Annotated in this window: 15 protein-coding genes and 1 pseudogene; 15 read left to right on the top strand and 1 reads right to left on the bottom strand. The window is 56.7% G+C overall.

The window, feature by feature from the left end; genetic code table 11:
• Positions 1–87: 87 nt before the first annotated feature.
• Positions 88–1,128: a type VI secretion system protein TssA gene (tssA, locus tag FBZ97_RS26685; RefSeq protein WP_113352221.1), complete on the bottom strand. Its 1,041-nt coding sequence runs from the start codon at positions 1,126–1,128 to the stop codon at positions 88–90.
• A 230-nt stretch (positions 1,129–1,358) separates the two neighbouring features.
• Here tssA and tssH point away from each other — a divergent pair, with 230 nt between their 5' ends.
• The 15 genes and pseudogenes from tssH (at position 1,359) to FBZ97_RS26760 (ending at position 16,798) form a co-directional block, all read left to right on the top strand.
• Complete coding sequence (gene tssH, locus FBZ97_RS26690) at positions 1,359–4,106, top strand: type VI secretion system ATPase TssH (protein WP_113352220.1); 2,748 nt, start codon at positions 1,359–1,361, stop codon at positions 4,104–4,106.
• Positions 4,107–4,171: 65 nt separating this feature from the next.
• Positions 4,172–4,648, top strand: coding sequence for a type VI secretion system tube protein Hcp (locus FBZ97_RS26695; protein WP_069613675.1), 477 nt, complete (start codon positions 4,172–4,174; stop codon positions 4,646–4,648).
• 115 nt (positions 4,649–4,763) lie between these two features.
• On the top strand, positions 4,764–5,312 hold the full coding sequence (locus FBZ97_RS26700; protein WP_113352219.1) for a hypothetical protein: 549 nt from the start codon (positions 4,764–4,766) through the stop codon (positions 5,310–5,312).
• Between the two features lie 6 nt (positions 5,313–5,318).
• Positions 5,319–7,721, top strand: a complete 2,403-nt coding sequence (gene tssI / locus FBZ97_RS26705; protein WP_145322889.1) for a type VI secretion system tip protein TssI/VgrG — start codon at positions 5,319–5,321, stop codon at positions 7,719–7,721.
• 4 nt (positions 7,722–7,725) lie between these two features.
• Entirely contained in the window at positions 7,726–8,664 is a 939-nt protein-coding gene (locus tag FBZ97_RS26710; protein WP_145322891.1) for a DUF4123 domain-containing protein, read from the top strand.
• Between the two features lie 98 nt (positions 8,665–8,762).
• Positions 8,763–9,191, top strand: a complete 429-nt coding sequence (locus FBZ97_RS26715; RefSeq protein WP_197044221.1) for a NucA/NucB deoxyribonuclease domain-containing protein — start codon at positions 8,763–8,765, stop codon at positions 9,189–9,191.
• A gap of 2 nt (positions 9,192–9,193) precedes the next feature.
• Complete coding sequence (comJ, locus tag FBZ97_RS26720) at positions 9,194–9,682, top strand: competence protein ComJ (RefSeq protein ID WP_145322893.1); 489 nt, start codon at positions 9,194–9,196, stop codon at positions 9,680–9,682.
• Positions 9,663–10,193, top strand: coding sequence for a GNAT family N-acetyltransferase (locus tag FBZ97_RS26725; protein WP_186449555.1), 531 nt, complete (start codon positions 9,663–9,665; stop codon positions 10,191–10,193). Before comJ ends, FBZ97_RS26725 begins: the two co-directional genes overlap by 20 nt.
• Before the next feature lie 91 nt (positions 10,194–10,284).
• Complete coding sequence (locus FBZ97_RS26730; protein ID WP_197044225.1) at positions 10,285–10,554, top strand: PAAR domain-containing protein; 270 nt, start codon at positions 10,285–10,287, stop codon at positions 10,552–10,554.
• Between the two features lie 279 nt (positions 10,555–10,833).
• Entirely contained in the window at positions 10,834–11,433 is a 600-nt protein-coding gene (locus FBZ97_RS26735) for a hypothetical protein (RefSeq protein ID WP_145322899.1), read from the top strand.
• Between the two features lie 107 nt (positions 11,434–11,540).
• The gene (locus tag FBZ97_RS26740; RefSeq protein WP_145322901.1) at positions 11,541–11,840 is read left to right on the top strand and encodes a PAAR domain-containing protein; all 300 of its coding nucleotides are present in this window, start codon (positions 11,541–11,543) and stop codon (positions 11,838–11,840) included.
• 101 nt (positions 11,841–11,941) lie between these two features.
• Positions 11,942–12,838: pseudogene (locus FBZ97_RS26745) on the top strand (type VI secretion system tip protein VgrG); the annotation flags it as partial.
• 8 nt (positions 12,839–12,846) lie between these two features.
• Positions 12,847–13,959 (top strand): DUF2169 domain-containing protein, encoded by a 1,113-nt coding sequence (locus FBZ97_RS26750; RefSeq protein WP_145322903.1) that lies wholly within the window; start codon positions 12,847–12,849, stop codon positions 13,957–13,959.
• Entirely contained in the window at positions 13,956–15,614 is a 1,659-nt protein-coding gene (locus FBZ97_RS34830; protein ID WP_246661857.1) for a DUF4150 domain-containing protein, read from the top strand. The genes FBZ97_RS26750 and FBZ97_RS34830 overlap by 4 nt, the downstream gene beginning before the upstream one ends.
• A 17-nt stretch (positions 15,615–15,631) precedes the next feature.
• Positions 15,632–16,798 carry a hypothetical protein gene (locus FBZ97_RS26760; RefSeq protein ID WP_246661858.1) on the top strand — a complete coding sequence of 389 codons (1,167 nt, stop codon included), beginning with the start codon at positions 15,632–15,634 and terminating at the stop codon, positions 16,796–16,798.
• The last annotated feature ends 3 nt before the right edge of the window (positions 16,799–16,801 follow it).

Here is a 16,801-nt window from a genome sequence, read left to right on the forward strand (position 1 = left end):
GCCAGCGGCAAATTCGCTCTACAGATGTGGCGCAACTCGACTTTGGAAAGGGCCGGTTGCAAAAAGTTAAGAAGAAGGTTGTATTTCTCACCCATTCTTATTCGATTTCAGCTGGATGCCCGCCGCCGTCAGCACGGCGTTGCGAGCCTGCTGCTCCGGCAGTAATTCGGCCAGTAGTTCGGAAAAATCCATGCGACCGCGCCTGACCATCGTCTCGATCGACATCGAGATCGGAGAGTGGGGTTCAGTGCGGCGGAAGTAGCGCGCCACGGCAAGCAGCAGCTCGAAGGCCTCCTCGCGCGAGCCGATCTGTTCAGCACTTAGCGCGCGCGGACGTGTTTGCGCCTGCTCGCCGTCCTCCGGCTGCGGTTCCATCGCAGCCACGGACTCAGGCGATTCAATGCCGGCGAGAGAGCGAAGCGCCAAGGCCGCCTCCTGCAGAACATTATGCGTGTTGGAACTCGGCGGCGCCATCTGCCCGCAGCGCTCGTTCAGAACCGATACGAGCCGGCCGAAGGCGGCAATGCAGCCATTGACCGTTTCAAGATGCGAACTCATCGCCGCCGTGCCTGCATCGAGAACTGCCTGACTTAACTCGTCACGCCGCTTCACTTCGTTGGGCCGTTGCGAGAGCTGAAAGTCCCAGAGGGAAAACTGGCCGAATTTCGCGCCAGGAATGAGCGGCGACAACCTGATCGCTTGGATGATGGTTCCTTCGCCGCCGATGCCATTGAGGCCCGAAAGCGGGGCAAGTCGTTCCTCGATATCGTCGACACCGACGGAATGAAATTTCTCCCAATGCTTGTCCAAAAGCGACGCGATTGCATGATAGACGTCCCGCAACCCTTCGAAACCGCGCAGACGTAATTCCGCTTCAGCCAACCATGCTAATACTTCGAGGTCCTTACTTTTTGAAGAAATAATCTGCAATCCGAGATTGCTGACATCTGTCCAAAGAGGCGAAACGCTAATATTTTCACCCGGCGATATACCTCGTTCCGCCGCGCGAGCCTGGTTTCTTGCATCCTTTATTCTATAGTATATTTCACGCATAGAAGTATTATTGCGCAGATTTTCTCCGCACGGCGCGTTTTCTTCAAATGGATTTTCTATGTCGCGAACGTTCAGCAGGGAATTAACTCCATATCATGAACTACATCGTTAGAGGGCGTGATAGTTAGGTCGATATATTCCTTTGTCAACCATGTCTATTCTGCAACAGATTTATGACGATTCCATTTTTTGACCACGTGAAAAATTTTTTGTAGTCCATCTGGACGTATGGAAATAACCGCCCTAGTTGTTGCCGCGATTTGGAGCGTGTGGTTGAAATGTAACCAGAGGGAGGAAACTTCTAGGTGTCGAACATCGATCTCAATCGTCTGATCAGAACGCTTGAGCCAGCATTGCGCGTCGGTCTCGAGGCTGCAGCATCGCTTGCAGCACGTGATCGCCATGCGAATGTCGATGTCGCACATTGGATATTGTCGTTGCTGGATATATCCGAAGTTAGCTCTTTGTTTGAAGAGCTTAGCGTTTCTTCCGCGGCGCTCCGCGCCGAGCTTGATAGCGCCATCGCCGACCTGCCGAGAGGCGATGGTGCCGCACTGGTGCTCTCTCAAAATTTGCTCGCTCTGATGCGCGAGGCCTGGCTTGTCGCGTCGCTCCAATGTGGGCGGAGCCACATCACGGTCGCCGATCTTTTGACCGCGTTGAGCGACGACCAGTCGCTGCGAATCATGGCGCGGGGCATGGCGCCTTCGCTGCGCGGCCTTGATCGCAACGCGCTCGAAAAAAAATTGAACGCGACTTCCGCTTCCGATGGCGCATCGTCATTGTCAGAGAATTCCGAAACCGTTACCGCCGCCGGCGAGAACGAATTCCTGCGCCTCTACACACGCGATATGACGGCGGATGCAAGGCTTGGCCGTATAGATCCGGTTGTCGGACGTGATCGCGAGCTGCGCCAGGTGATCGATATCCTGATGCGCCGCCGCCAGAACAATCCGATGCTGGTCGGCGAAGCGGGTGTCGGCAAGACGGCCGTTGCCGAGGCGCTGGCACTGGAAATTGCGTCCGGCAACGTGCCTGATATGCTGAAGCCGGTACGGATTCTTCTTCTCGACCTCAGCCTGCTGCAGGCCGGCGCCGGCGTCAAAGGCGAGTTCGAGCGCCGCTTGCACGGCGTTGTCGCGGCCGTGCGGGCCTCCGTGGAGCCGATCATCCTTTTCATCGATGAGGCGCATGGCCTGATTGGTGCCGGCGGACAGGCCGGGCAGGGGGATGCCGCCAATATTCTGAAACCGGCGCTGGCGCGCGGTGAGCTCAGGACGATCGCGGCCACGACTTGGAGCGAATACAAGCGCTATATCGAGAAGGATGCGGCGCTGACCCGGCGCTTCCAGGTCGTTCAGGTGCTTGAGCCCGACGAAGAAACCGCAATCCGCATGTTGCGTGGCGTCGTCGGCAGCTTCAAGGCTCATCACAAGGTACGTATTCGCGACGAGGCGCTCGCGGCAGCCGTCCGCCTCTCGGCGCGTTATATCCCGGCGCGGCAATTGCCCGACAAGGCAATCAGCCTCATCGATACCGCGGCGGCAGCCGTCTCGCTGGCTCGGCAGACCGTTCCCGAGGCGCTCAAGGAATTGCGTAACGAGCAGCAGATGCTCGAGGTTGAAGCCGCCGCGCTTTCAGCCGAGCCGCCGAGCCCGGATATCGTCGAGCGTCTTGCGATCATCGAACGCGAAAAGGTCGAGGTGGTAGGTGAGATCGAACGGCTACAGGCCAAGCTCGACGCCGAAATCAGGCTATCGGCTGAGGCCGATCGCATCGAAGCCGCGCTCGGCGGTCCTGATGATCAGCAGGTAGAAGAGGGCATTCGGCAGCGCGGCGGCAACGTCGCTCTTTTCCCGCCCAATGGCTCATCCGTCGAGGTCGCTCGCGCGGCTCTCATACAGGCCGAGCGCAGCCTTGCCGACGTTGCCGGAGAGGCGCCTCTGGTTCCCCGCGTGGTCGATAAGGAAGTGATAGCCGGGATCGTCGCGCGCTGGACCGGCATTCCCGTTGGCAAACTGCTGTCTGATCAGGTCGAGACCGTCAAGACGCTCGATGCAAGGCTGAAGGAGCGCGTGCTCGGACAAGATAACGCGATCGCACGGATTTCGGCCGCTATGCGGTCCGCCCGCGCCGGCCTTTCCGACCCACGTCGTCCGCCCGCCGTCTTCCTACTCGTCGGCATGTCGGGAACCGGCAAGACCGAGACGGCGCTTTCGCTCGCCGATCTTCTTTATGGCGGCAGCCAGTATCTGACGACCATCAACATGTCCGAGTTTAAGGAGGAGCACAAGGTTTCGCTGCTGCTCGGATCTCCCCCCGGTTATGTCGGCTATGGCGAGGGCGGCGTCCTGACCGAGGCCGTTCGCCGTCGTCCTTATGGCGTGCTGCTGCTGGATGAGATCGACAAGGCGCATCCGGGCGTCCAGGAAGTATTTTACCAGGTTTTCGACAAGGGAACGCTGCGCGACGGCGAGGGCCGGGACATCGATTTCAAGAACACCACCATCGTGATGACCGCCAATACCGGCTCCGAACTGCTGGCGGCCCTGGCGGCAGACCCGGAAACTATGCCTGAGGGCGAGGCGCTGGAAGCACTACTGCTTCCCGAATTGCAGAAACACTTCAAGCCGGCCTTTATCGGCCGCGCGACCGTTCTGCCCTTCATGCCGCTGAACGGCGAGACGCTGAGCGGGATCGTCGACATTCAGATCGGCCGCATCCGTGATCGCGTCGCCGCCTCGTACGGCACAAGTGTTTCGCTCGCCCCCGAAGCCCGCGAGGCGCTGGTTGGCCGCGCCAAGGCGAGCGAGATGGGCGCGCGTGCCATCGAAACCATGATTGGCCGCGATCTTCTGCCCGAGCTTTCGACCTTCTTCCTCGACGCGGTTGCGCAGGGGCGCAAGGTTGGCGGCATCACCATCAGCTTTCACGATCACCGCTTTCTCGTCGAGGAGGATCCGGTGGGTGACCACGAATTCGCTGGCCCCGAGGAAGGCGGCACGGCGAATAAAGCAGCCCCGGACGAACACAGCGCCCGGATGCGGCATTAGACGGAAGGGTAACCCCGCCCTGCAGCGACAGGGCGAATTCAAATCTCAACAGGAGAGTTCAGAGCATGCCGATTTATCTGCAGATCGACGGAATTCAGGGTGATGCAACCCACGAGCAGCACAAGAAGTGGATGGACATCGAAGTCATCCACTGGAATGTCTCGCGCAACATGAAGACGTCAGCCGGCTCGGCTGCCAATCGCGAAGCTTCCGAGCCGACCGTTTCGGAAGTTATCCTGACCAAGGTCAGCGATTCCTCGTCGACGAAGCTGTTCCAGGAAGCATGCTCGGGCCGCACCGGCAAGCAGGCCGTGATCCATCTGGTAACGACCGGCAACCCGGGCGATACCTACATCGAGTACACGCTTACCAACACGCTGATCGCCAGCTACTCGGTCGATTCCAACGGCGACCGCCCGGTCGAGACGATCAAGCTCAACTTCACCAAGATGGAAGTGAAGTACACGCCTTACGACGACTCGCAGACGCCGCAGTCGCCGATGATCGCATCCTACGACCTGGCAACGACCAAGGCTGCCTAACATCAGTATCGTTTTCCGGCGCGCTGGCATCAGCGCGCCGGAAGCGCGTCCGCTGCCAGATCGTGCTTTGTTGCGATCGGCATGTTTCGGCAAACGTCCCTCAAAAGAGGTCGCCATGGTAGATTTTTCCGTTTCGTCAGCGGCACTGCAAATGGAGCCCGTGAAGCAGGCCGATCTTCCGCCCGTGAAGCGCGCAGGCCGCGGGCCGTCCTACGACTACTTTTCCTATCAAAGCGGCCCGCGCGAATTCGCGGCGCGTGGTCAGGCGATGGGAGCCGCCGCATCGCTTTTCCGGATGTTCTCCGAAAAAGCCAACGAGATGTCGCTGACGCATTGGCTCCAGCGATGGCTGCGCAACAACGAGGCGCATATCATTCGCGAGATGGATACCAACCATCATTCGGTGTTCGTTGCGCAATTCAATTATTCCGTCACCGACGGCGAAACACGGGTCCTGATGGCGCGCGGTGCCTATCTGCTTGGCACAGTGCCGAACCGCGCCGATATCGGCAAGATCCTGACCCCGCAAGTACTCTATGGCCCGGGCATGCACGAGACGCTGCCGAACGGCACCCTGTTCCAAATCGTCTATCTGGTTGGCGGCCGCAAACAGCAGATCGGCAGTACCGGCACCGTAGGGTCGGCAAGCTCATTGGTAGGATAAGCGCAGATGAACGATCAGCCCTCGGCCAATGATTTCATCCAGGCGACCCGAAACCTCAGGGTTTCCTCACCGCTTGGAACGGACCAACTCCTGCCGGAGCGAGTGATGATCACGGAAGGCGTTTCGTCGCTTTTCGACATCCGCCTCTCCGTACGCGCCAAGCGTGAAGTCATCAAGCCGGAGGAGCTGATCGGTCGACTGATCGATATATCCCTGGAAGTCCAGCAGGATGACGGCGGTGGGGATGGCGTTCGCCGCCCGTTCAACGGCTTGGTCACCGCGCTTCAGGAGGGGCCACCGATCACGCGCGGCCTGCGCTCCTATTCGATGGTGCTGAAACCGCAGATGTGGCTGCTATCGCAGCGCTCCGACTGCCGCATCTGGATGGACAAGACCAGTATCGATATTGTCGAGACGCTGTTTTCCGAACACGGAATTCCCGCCCCGGATGTGTCCGGCGTCGTCACACCGCCGCCGCCACAACATTATTCCGTGCAGTGGAACGAAACGGATCTGGATTATCTGACGCGCCGCTTCGAGGAAGACGGTCTCTTCTACTGGTTTTCGCATGAAGAGGGTAGCCACCGGCTGCATGTCGCCGATGGCGCCAACTCATGGGCCGGCCCGTCTCCGTCGGCGCAGGGAGAGGGGCGCGTGCGCCTTGCCCAAGGCTCGACAGACCGCAATCACATCAGCGATTGGACGAAGCATTACGCCTATGTTCCAGGCCAGCGTGCCGGCGCCGACTGGAACTTCGAGACACCGCAAATGGTGCCGGGCACCACCACGCCGTCATTGGTGCAGATGCCCGGCGCGATAAAGCGGGAGCTTTACGAATATCCGGCCCGCATTTCATCCGTTGCGGAAGCCGAGAGGGCGCAGAAGCTGCGCATGCAGGCGAGCGAGGCCGACCATAATCGGGTCGTCGGCCGATCGTCATCGCGCATATTAGAGGCCGGCCGGCGATTTACGCCTTACGAAGTGGCGCATCCCGAACATGTCTATGAAGAGCATGTGATCATTCGCGCCACTCATTATGCGGTCGATCCCTCTTACGAAACCAATGCGGATCAGCCGGAATATACCAACGAATTCGAAGCCGTGCCGTCGCGCGTGCCGATGACGCCGCATCGCACGACCGAGCGCCCACGCATCCGCGGCACGCAGGTCGCAATCGTCGCCGGTCCTCCCGGGGAGGAAATCCATCCGGACCAATATGGCCGCATCAAGCTCTGGTATCCCTGGGATCGCCGCGCCAAGAAGGACGGATCGGACACCTGCTGGGTGCGCGTCGCCCAGAGCTGGGCCGGCGGCACCTGGGGCGGCCAGGTCATTCCCCGCATCGGCATGGAAGTCATGGTCGCCTTCATCGACGGCGATCCGGATCGGCCGCTGGTGACGGGCGTGGTGCCGAACCCGAGCAACAGCGTGCCCTACGACCTTCCCGCCAACAAAACCCGCATGGTCCTGCGCTCCAATACGCATAAGGGCACCGGCTTCAATGAGATGACCTTCGAGGACGATGCCGGCCGGGAAAACATGTTCTTCCACGCCCAGAAGGACCAGACGACGCGCGTGCGCAACGACCGCACCAAACGCGTCGACCGCCACGAGGTCGCCTCCATCGGCGGCAATCGCGCCGTTGAGGTGAGCGGCAACCAGAAGCATGAGATCGGTGGATCACTCAATATGGTGGTGGGCGGTACGGGCTCTGGTGCAATGGACGCGCTCACAGGGGTTATCGGCCTTGCAGGCCAGACTTCCGCGCTCCTCCAACAGGCCGGGCAGATGGTCGGCGGCGGCGGCCCCGCTCTTGGTGCGTTCGGAATGACACTTGCCTCCTCCGCACTCGGATTTTTATCCGGGAGTGGTCTGGCATCGCGCGCCGGTGTCGTCTCCGGCCAGACCCCACGCAAGGATGCCGGTACGGATCTTGCTGCTTCCGGCACCGGCATGGGGGAGGACGCTGGTGGCATTTTCCCGCTCCCCGGCATCATGAACACGATTGTCCAATCTTTCCAATCGACAAGCGTTGGTGTTGCACAGGTTCAACAGATCGGCATGAGCAAGATTACGAATGTCGGCCAGACCCATATGGAGACGGTCGGAAGGGAACAGCACACCTCCGTTGGTGAGAAGATCAACATCGAGGTCGGGCAACTCTACAACATCGTTTCCGGCGCGAAATATCACGGCGAAGCCAAGGTCTGGGAAATCTACGCGGACGACGAAATCCGCCTCTCAGCGCCCGGCGGCTACATCACCATCGATAAAAAGGGTATCAAGTTCTATGCTCTAAAAATCGATATCGAGGGCAATCAGATTAACTTCAGGAAAGGCGGTCCGGGCAAAGGCCCATCATGCCTCAAGAAGATGTCGCAGTCCTCCACGCCTTTCGTCAGGGGATAGGCAAATGGATGCTGCTCCTCTCGATACTGCGGGTACCGACGAAACACGCCGTGTTTTCCAGGCGGCGCTCGACACTATGCCCAGACCATTGTTTGCCGTACTCGACGGCGGACATTTCGATGATCTGGAAGATGAATTGGCCGATGCCGGCATTATGAGCCGCTCGCTGTTCCTGAAGGCCGGCGATACCGCCATGCGGCGAGACGGGCCATGGCTGGTTGCGTTGAAAGACAGGAAGACACATGAGCATATTGAGCAACTCGCGCTCGAAAAGCCATGTGCCGTCTTCTGGTCCTGCCCCGACGGGGAACAGGCGTTGTGGCGACATTTGCGTAGCATCAATCAGGTATTGGTGCCTGATGATAGGATCCCGGAAAATAACGGGCAATCAGGCAAGCCCGTCACCTATGAGCGCGTATTGTTCCGGCATTGGGACCCGAATGTCCTAGGCAGCTTTATGCCGTTGCTCTCCGTCAAGCAGTTCGCGCGTGTCCTTGGACCAGCAACGGCGATCCTTACTAAAGTAACCGATACCGGTAGGTTCAAACGCGCATTAAGACCGAACAATCTGCCTGAAGCGCCGAGAGGTCCGCTCAGATTCGAATTTGCGCAGATCGAGCGCGTTTCGAAAGCAAAAATTCGGATAATGAACGAGCGGGTGTCTGAATATCTTAGCTCTGTTGCCGAAGAAAAAACCAAAGAATTCTCGGCAGATGAGCTTTCAGCATTTGTTGAGAGCTCGATCAAGGAATCGAGTGATCTTGGGGTCACATCCGAGGGTGCGCATTGCCGTTGGGCTTACATGAAGCTTGTGTCGGGAGGGCGTATCACCGCTTCTCCGCACGTTATTGGAGCGATGCGGGCGGAGGATGTCGACATGCCGCCCAATGAGCGGGTCAAGATTCTCATGCAGAAGATCATCCAGGAAATGAGGGGAGGCTGAAGTTGGCAGCAATCTTGCTATACCCACCTTTTTGGGTCGCTGTTGGAGAGGCCGCTTCCGCCGCAGCCCCTTGGGTCGCTGGTGCACTGGGAATCGCAGTGACTGCGAAAGTCGCTTCAGATCATATGAGCAAGGCCGAGGAGCAGGCCAAGGCACGAGATGAAGCCGGAACGGACACGTGTACGACCGGAAACTGCCCTTGCCATGGCGTCGCAGTGATTTCGAAAAGCAAATATCCGGAGTCGGCTCAACATATCTTGGATGCACAGGCGGCCGGCCAGCCGTCGATCTTGACAATCGACCGACCGAATGCTCCTCTACGTAGAGCGGCTGCAACCGGCAGCTTCCCGAGGGAACCTGGAATGCAGCCTGATGAATATCCGCCTGCAATGTTTTTAGAAGGCGGTGCCGGCGCTAGCGTGCGCAATATCACCGCAGGTGATAATATGGGCGCCGGGGCTTCTATGGGCAATCAGCTCCGAAAGTATCGAGATGGTTGTAAAGCCACTATTATCGTTGGACCTTGATCATGGCTGAAATATTTCCACTTTTCATCAGCTATCAACAAGTAGCTGTATTCGATCCCAACATGGACGATCCCTTTAACGACTGGGGATCACGCCATGTCTCGCAAGGGTTTTCCTGGCGCTCTGAGAGCGTTTCGTTCAGAGTTCCTGACGGGGAAAGATGTATCGTCGAAGTGCTGCAAGGCAGCGAGCCCTCAACACTCACGGGTGTATCTACGCGCGAAATCCTGACGCCCTTTGAAGTCGCCAAGGATAATCTCGTCGCTGTCGGATCGATCACCGACGAACACAATGTTTCAATTCCGAGTGGGGAAAAGTATCAATTGACCTTCGAATTGTTGCCTGACGGAGTGTATGGGGACAATAAGTTCGACCGTGCTATTCGATTCAGATTCGTGAAAGCAGACAATCCCATTTTTGAAATCCGCAAGGCAGATGGTGAGATGGATACATCCTCGCCGCTTGATCTGCATGCAAGACCAGCTCAGTGAGTTAGCGGTGTTGTCCTGTAACGTGGATACCGATCATAAGGGTGGTGCCGATATCCTGTGTAGGCCGATGGAGGAGCGTGATTCCGTACGCATTCACGATATCCATACGGATTGTGTGACGCTCTCCTTAAGCGCTTACTATACTAAGCTTCAGATCAGAACGTGGTTGGAAGGCCGCACTCCTCATGGCTATTTGTATGGTGCGATGACTGGCGAGAATTACGTTGTTGCTGAACAAAAAGGATCGCTTGTTGCATTTACCAGCTGGCGGGGAGATGAATTGCGTTCGTTGTTCGTTTGCCCTGAAAGGCAGAGATCTGGAATTGGTTCTCTTTTGTTAGAGTCTGATGATCGACTGGCTGATGTCAAATATGTGCAGGCAACTCTGAACGCTGTTGGCTTCTATAAGAAATTTGGATTTCAGCCTGTCTCAATCGGTTGTGTAGAGAAGCGGGGTGTCCGGATTCCATATGTGCATATGCGGAAGCTCGACGTTTACCGTACGCACTGAGGACAACCGAATTAAGAGCCTTTATCGTTGGACACGGAAATACTAGCTTGGGGAGACTGATTTGGGTCAACCAGTGACGCTCAAAGGCCAAATGCACTTTTGCCCTGCGTGTGATCCAGGGCCGAAGCCGCATGTGGGTGGCCCAGTACAGACCACCAGCCAGAACTTCGTCAAAGTGAACGGTATTCCCATTGCCACGGTCGGCGATAAGTGCCTATGCATTGGCGTCCCGACTACAGCAGCGATTACCGAGGGCTCATCGATAGTAAATATCAACGGCAACAAGGTAGCGCGCATGGGGGATTCCTGCGAGCACGGCGGTCGCCTGTCACAAGGTGAGGAGTGGTTGAGGTTTGACTAGCCGCTCGCGCGTCAATCAGATTGCGTTTGCACCTATTCTTCATCGTCCCATAGGTTAATGCAACCTGCCGACCGAGGGCGACGTAGAAATCGTGCCCTAAAGTGGACGTTATTGATGAGCGAAGACAGTGGGAAGCCGATGATGCGGGCTGCCAGTGGGGTCAGCGCCGCCCGCTTCGTAACTTGCTCGAGCGAGTGGGAATATGACGACCCGTTCACCGGAATCATTTATACAGATGTTAACCTATGCTCGCTGTCTTCAAGCAAATGAAATAATTAGATGATCAAGCCTTACGACAGTTCTCAGTGGGCGCTGAAGCCTCGAATCGGCTTGGGCGACATGTTGTTCGGAATGAATCGTGATTCAGTTGATGCCCTCAGCGCTTATGGCGCCTCAACGGGATCCGTGGGCAGCAATCGGATGTCCGATGATGACGCGACAGATTTCTTTAAAAGTCTCGGGTTTGAAGATAGTGAAATTACAAGCGTGTTGAATAAGCAAGCGAAGTTTGCACGGCCGGATACTGTCACTGAGACGCGATCAAGCGGATTAGTTTTGGAATATGATAAAGGCGAGTTGATCCAAATATTGGCGGATACTAAAGCCAAGAAACTGAACTATGGGACTCGGTACATTTTTCGTGAGCCGCCGATGGGTATTGTCAGGCATATTGCCGCATCTTTAGGTGAGCAACCGATCATCTTCGAAAACGAAGTCGTGTTCGCTGAAAATCTGATCTTTTTATATGAGTTTGTAAAAACAATCAAAGACGGCTCGTCCTATGCGGAAGGCGATAGGGGCGATAGATCCATCATCTGGCGTTCAAAGTATCGGCACGGGGGTGAGGATTTATCGAAGTATAAACCGATGAATCTTTGATCGCCGAGATCCTAGCGGGAAAACGCGTGAATGCTTGCGTTGGGGTATGAGGCTCGATTTCAAAAGTAGGTCGGGACTTTTCGGCGCAGCGGAATTCGGAGATATCAATGGGCTCTTTCGTATCTTTAAAAGGACATATGCATATTTGTCCGCAGGTGGACTCGGGACCAAGGCCTCATGTTGGTGGCCCGGTGGAGTCGACACAACAGAATTTCGTCACAGTAGAGGGCATTCCCATTGCCACTGTCGGTGACAAATGTTTGTGTACCGGTGTTCCCACGGATGACGGTATCGTTGGCGGCTCTTCAATCGCCAATATTAACGGACAGAAAATTGCCCGCTTCGGCGACGGCTGTAGTCATGGTGGCAGGTTGGTTCAAGGGGTATCTTGGATCACGTTTGAATAGCGTTCTGGCATTTTGGATCGGACGCCTGATATTAAATTCGCGTGAGCGGTCGGGTGGCGACTGCCGCATACGGTCGAGGTTTGTATCCGACCTACAAGTACGGCGATCCGGACCGGCCGCTGGTGACGGGCGTGGTGCCGAACCCGAGCAACGGCGTGCCCTACGACCTTCCCGCCAACAAGACCCGCATGGTCCTGCGCTCCAATACGCATAAGGGCACCGGCTTCAACGAGATGACCTTCGAGGACGATGCCGGCCGGGAAAACATGTTCTTCCACGCCCAGAAGGACCAGACGACGCGCGTGCGCAACGACCGCACCAAACGCGTCGACCGCCACGAAGTCGCCTCCATCGGCGGCAATCGCGCGGTCGAGGTGAGCGGCAACCAGAAGCACGAAATCGGTGGATCGGTGAATACGGTGGTGGGCGGCACGGGGCCCATGGCGATGGCGCTGATGGGTGCGGTCCAGGGACTTTCGGGGCAGACGGCCGGATTGCTTTCTCAGGCGGGTCAGATCGCAGGCGGGGGTGGTGAAGGACTTGCCGCATTCGCTGGTACCATTGCCTCCTCCGCCTTGGGCTTCCTCGGATTAGGAGGGCTTGGTAGCCGCGAAGGTGTGGTCTCGGGGCCTAATCCAAGGGCTGATGCCGGCACGGACCTTGCCGGATCTGGAACTGGAGTAGGAGACGCCGCTGGCGGCCTCTTTCCGCTTCCGGGCATCATGAACACGGTTGTCGGCTCCTTCAAGTCCGACACGATCGGCATAGCGCGAGCCGAACAAATCGGCATGAGCAAGGTGACGAATGTCGGCCAGACCTCGTTGGAGAGCGTGGGCAAATTCAAGAAAATTGCGGTCGGCGAGGAATTCGTCATCGAATGCAGCGACTCCAAGTTCATCATGAAATCCAATGGCGAAGTTATAATTCTTGGGAAGACATTCAATTTCGTGGCCACTGGTCATTTCCAAATGCGTGGCAAGCCGATCGATTTGAACTGAGGCATCTCATGGAATTGATCAATCGGCTGCCTTTTCCGGCGATGGCGTTCCGTCAATTCGATAATGACGGGAAGCTTGATTGTGTCGTGGCTGTTCGCGGCACGTTCCTTCATAATCAGGGCCAGCCGCTGGAAATCATGCGGGAGCAGGAAGAGTTCCAGTGGGAAGATGCTTATGATGGCGATCCCCACAAGGGCGTCTTGCTGCGACAAACCGATTTGACGCCGGAAAAGTCAGGTACGGACGTCACCTTCCTTGGCAACGCCTATGCACCCGAAGGTCGGCCTTCGACAAATTGGACGGTTTCGCTGCGTGTCGGCCATCTCGAAAAGAAGCTGCGCGTCTATGGTGAGCGCTTCTGGAAACCGGTTGTTCGCGACGCTTGGGCCGGATTCTCCGCGAAAAAACCGAAGCGCGTGCTCAAGGACTGGAGGCTTTCCGAGACGACGCCTGTGAGTGTTTTGCCGATGACATGGTCGAAAGCCTATGGCGGCGAGGTGCCGGGCACAGGTGATCCGGACGCCGATATTCCAGCCGACGTCGAAGTATATAATCCTTTAGGCTGCGGCATCGTCAATCTTGATATGGAGCCGGGCTCCGCTCCAGTGCGAGCGCCGCAGATCATGATCGATAACGACGAGCAACTGGATTGGCGTGCTGCCGCAAAGCCGGAAGGATTCGGCCCGATCTCCCCCTGGTGGCGTTTTCGCCAAAAGCATTCCGGGACTTACGACGAGCATTGGCTAAACGAGCGTCATCCATTGCTGCCTGATGATTTCGATCCTCTGTTTTGGCAGTGCGCCCATCCCGACCTGATCGCGACGCCGCATCTGCTCGGAGATGAGGACTATCGGCTCGAAAATCTGCATGCCGATTTGTCGTGGGCGACGGGCCAATTGCCGGGTCTGACCTTCGGCGTTCATTGCATGCGCGAGGATATCGGCGAATGGCATGTCCTAAAACTAGATGGCGTTCATTTCGATTGGCGCTCGGACGACCGCGTGTTGCTGACCTGGAGGGTGCGGTTTCCCCTTCCGGAAGCGGCGGATGCTAGGCTTACGTTGACACGGGTCAAATTGGGGGGCGTTTCGTCAAATGCTCAAGCCGAGGTGCTGGCATGAGCATATCGCGCGGCGATTATATCGGCGAACCTGGCTACCCCGATCCCTGGACTACGAAGCAGCCACGCGAGGGTCTCCGCGATATCGATGAAGCGCGGATCGTGTCGCTTTCGCCTGATGTATGCTTGACGCCCGTCGGCTCTTCGGTGGTGCCGATCCCTTATCCGGTCGTGGATTATTGCGGCCATGACCGCGATTACACGCCGTCGGTGCGCTTCACCGGCAAGAAAGCCATGGTGATGCGCTCCTGTACAACCCATGTGCATGGTGACGCCCCCGGAACCAGAAAAGGTGTGAAATCGGGCACAGTCGAAAGTATTTGCGAGCCGATTGGCCACGCCGCGCAGGTACGTGCGGAAGGGTCGAATGTCATCCGTCACCTCGATCGCTTCTGGATGAACAACAAGAATACGCAGGGAGAGGCTATCTTTGTACGTGATATGGCAACGTACCAGGCTCCTGCGATTGGTGATCCCGTACCCGGTTCATTGCGTAGCCAGCCCATACTTCTAGCGCAAGCGAACACGGGTACGATGACGGACGCGGGAGGAGGCCTGTTTTCTCCGGGGGCAACCACCGCCGGAGGGCAAACCAGAGCGCCTGCCCCTTCTATTCCCAATTCTCAATTGCCCTCGGCCGGGCAAGCGGCGCGCGGATTGCTGCTGCGACGCCTTGGTATCTACGGAATTGCAGCCGAAGAGCTCATTCGGGAGTTGAATCTTCCTTCGGAGCAGAAGGCAGCGGAAAACCGAGCGCTTGGGGTCATACTTTCTCCGGCTGGTGCTTCCATAATGACGCGAGACAAATTGCTGGGTGGTCGTCAACCAGTGACATTCGGCAATATCCTGGATGCCAACACGTGGGATTTCTCAGGCAAATACGGTTTGGCTATTGATGCGGATGAAAGGGTGCCGCTTGCAAATGATATTCTATCATCGATAGCAGGCAGACCGATGGACGTGCGCACAATGTCAGACGCCCAGGTTAAAGGTCTGCTTTCGCCTTTCCAGGGTTTGTCTGAGAAGGAGGTCGAGCAGAAGCTCAAGGATATGGCCGAGGCGCGACGCCAAGAGGAACAGGAAAAGAAGGAGAAACCAAATCCGAATCCTGAACCTGTTCCACCTCCGCCGATCGATCCCGGCGCCCGCGTCGACGACAAGAAGAAACGCAGAAAGAAATGCTTGATTGGCCCCTACGATGAGATCAAGAAGGAATGTTCCGAAGCTGGTGACTATGCACATCATGTAGTAGCTGACATGACTTATCGGTTGGGAGATCGGCCCGGAAAGGTAACAAAAGACCGCGTTCCGAACGCACCGACTGAAGGCGAGGGTGAGTCAATATGCCTGACGGAAGCACAGCATAGCAGAAAAGAAGGTTCTGGAGGGGTCCATGAAAACCTTCGAAACCTAATGAAGGGCATTGACAACCCTGAATATCCCGGCACAGCTCTGATGGCTAATATTCTCGACAAGTCCCAAGAAGCATTGCTAAACACGAAGGGTATCGACAAGGCTTGTGCCAAGGCAGCAAACGCACGTGCCGAGGCACAGGTCAAGGAGAAAACAGGATTATTGGCGCCTGGGCGCACGAAGGAAAAGCCTCTCCCGACAGGGCGTATCGCTGATGTTCTACTCCAGGGGCACTATCCGTAAGCAAAGGAAATCTGGCTATGACCGATATATTGGAAGATGAAGAAGATTTCGAAGAGCTATACGGCAAGTGGGAGCCGAAACTGTATCACGCTGTCATGGCGGAAAACGATCGCTATTTCGCGGCTCTTGTTGGCGGTCCGCGTTGGGACGATCCCTATACCATTATCCTCATGCGTGACGTTATCGGACAAACCTTCTCTCGCTCAGACGTTCGGCGGGAGCTCCGTGATATCCAAGTGCTGCCTGCGAAGGATAAGGATGCAGCGCCGTCCTATGTGGCGATCAGCCTCAACGGCGACATATATGTTGTGGGTCCTCAAGGGTCGGAACATTCAGTCATTCCAGGTACCCGGGCCGAATCCGAGGCTGCGCCGGACATTGAATTTAACTCGATCCTTCCATTTGATGACCGCTGGCTAGTCGCGGGCAGCGATGGCTTCCTGAAACTCGGCAAGGGTGAAATCTGGGAAGAGGCGGCTCCGCCCTTGAAATCAGAATATCCCTACCGCGAGCCAAAATGGTCGATTCTTGGCGCCAACGGCGAAGGCAATATCTTTGTGGTTGCAACTCAGGCCGCAGATACACGGCACTTTAATCTCTATCCGGGCCATCCGCTGTATCGCAAGGACATGAGCGGAGACGAAGTGCTCACGCTTAAAAGAAAGCTGTCGGCGGAACGAAATGCCTTTCCTCAGCTGACGACGCTTTTCACTGGCAGGCCTGATGCTTGGAAAAAGCACGAATTGCCACCACGCATAGCCAGCGCAATATCCGACTACCCCTATGTCGCGAGTTTTGTAAGCGGAGTGAACGGTAGCGACTACGTCATAGGTTCGGACGGACTTGTAATGGAGGGGGGCCCTCCAAGAGGTCTTTCGGAGATTTCGTCAGTTCCCGATCGAGAAAAAAACTTCTTTGGCGGAGCGTTCTGGCAACGCAACCTAGTTCTTATCGCTGATTCCGAAATATTCCAATTTGATGGTCATCTCGCGAAGACCTTCACACCGAAGGTAAAGATTAAGCTCGGGTCCCGGAGAATTCAGCCATCTGCTATTTTTGCCCGCAACGAAAAGCTCTACGTTTTCGACTACGGCCTTCGCTACTTCATTTTCGACGGCCAAGAATGGGTCCAGCGCGACATACCGGCGAATCTGTCAGAGCGACCTTTTAAAGGGAGCAGATAGAGG

Source organism: Rhizobium sp. ERR 942 (genome assembly GCF_007828395.1).
In the GTDB taxonomy this organism is placed as follows: domain Bacteria; phylum Pseudomonadota; class Alphaproteobacteria; order Rhizobiales; family Rhizobiaceae; genus Rhizobium; species Rhizobium dioscoreae.

Coding starts and splice junctions, on each gene's coding strand:
- FBZ97_RS26695 (WP_069613675.1), top strand. CDS start 4,172: ATGCCGATTTATCTGCAGATCGACGGAATTCAGGGTGATGCAACCCAC.
- FBZ97_RS26725 (WP_186449555.1), top strand. CDS start 9,663: ATGCAAGACCAGCTCAGTGAGTTAGCGGTGTTGTCCTGTAACGTGGAT.
- FBZ97_RS26700 (WP_113352219.1), top strand. CDS start 4,764: ATGGTAGATTTTTCCGTTTCGTCAGCGGCACTGCAAATGGAGCCCGTG.
- FBZ97_RS26750 (WP_145322903.1), top strand. CDS start 12,847: ATGGAATTGATCAATCGGCTGCCTTTTCCGGCGATGGCGTTCCGTCAA.
- tssI (WP_145322889.1), top strand. CDS start 5,319: ATGAACGATCAGCCCTCGGCCAATGATTTCATCCAGGCGACCCGAAAC.
- FBZ97_RS26735 (WP_145322899.1), top strand. CDS start 10,834: ATGATCAAGCCTTACGACAGTTCTCAGTGGGCGCTGAAGCCTCGAATC.
- comJ (WP_145322893.1), top strand. CDS start 9,194: ATGGCTGAAATATTTCCACTTTTCATCAGCTATCAACAAGTAGCTGTA.
- FBZ97_RS26740 (WP_145322901.1), top strand. CDS start 11,541: ATGGGCTCTTTCGTATCTTTAAAAGGACATATGCATATTTGTCCGCAG.
- FBZ97_RS26710 (WP_145322891.1), top strand. CDS start 7,726: ATGGATGCTGCTCCTCTCGATACTGCGGGTACCGACGAAACACGCCGT.
- FBZ97_RS26760 (WP_246661858.1), top strand. CDS start 15,632: ATGACCGATATATTGGAAGATGAAGAAGATTTCGAAGAGCTATACGGC.
- FBZ97_RS26730 (WP_197044225.1), top strand. CDS start 10,285: ATGCACTTTTGCCCTGCGTGTGATCCAGGGCCGAAGCCGCATGTGGGT.
- FBZ97_RS34830 (WP_246661857.1), top strand. CDS start 13,956: ATGAGCATATCGCGCGGCGATTATATCGGCGAACCTGGCTACCCCGAT.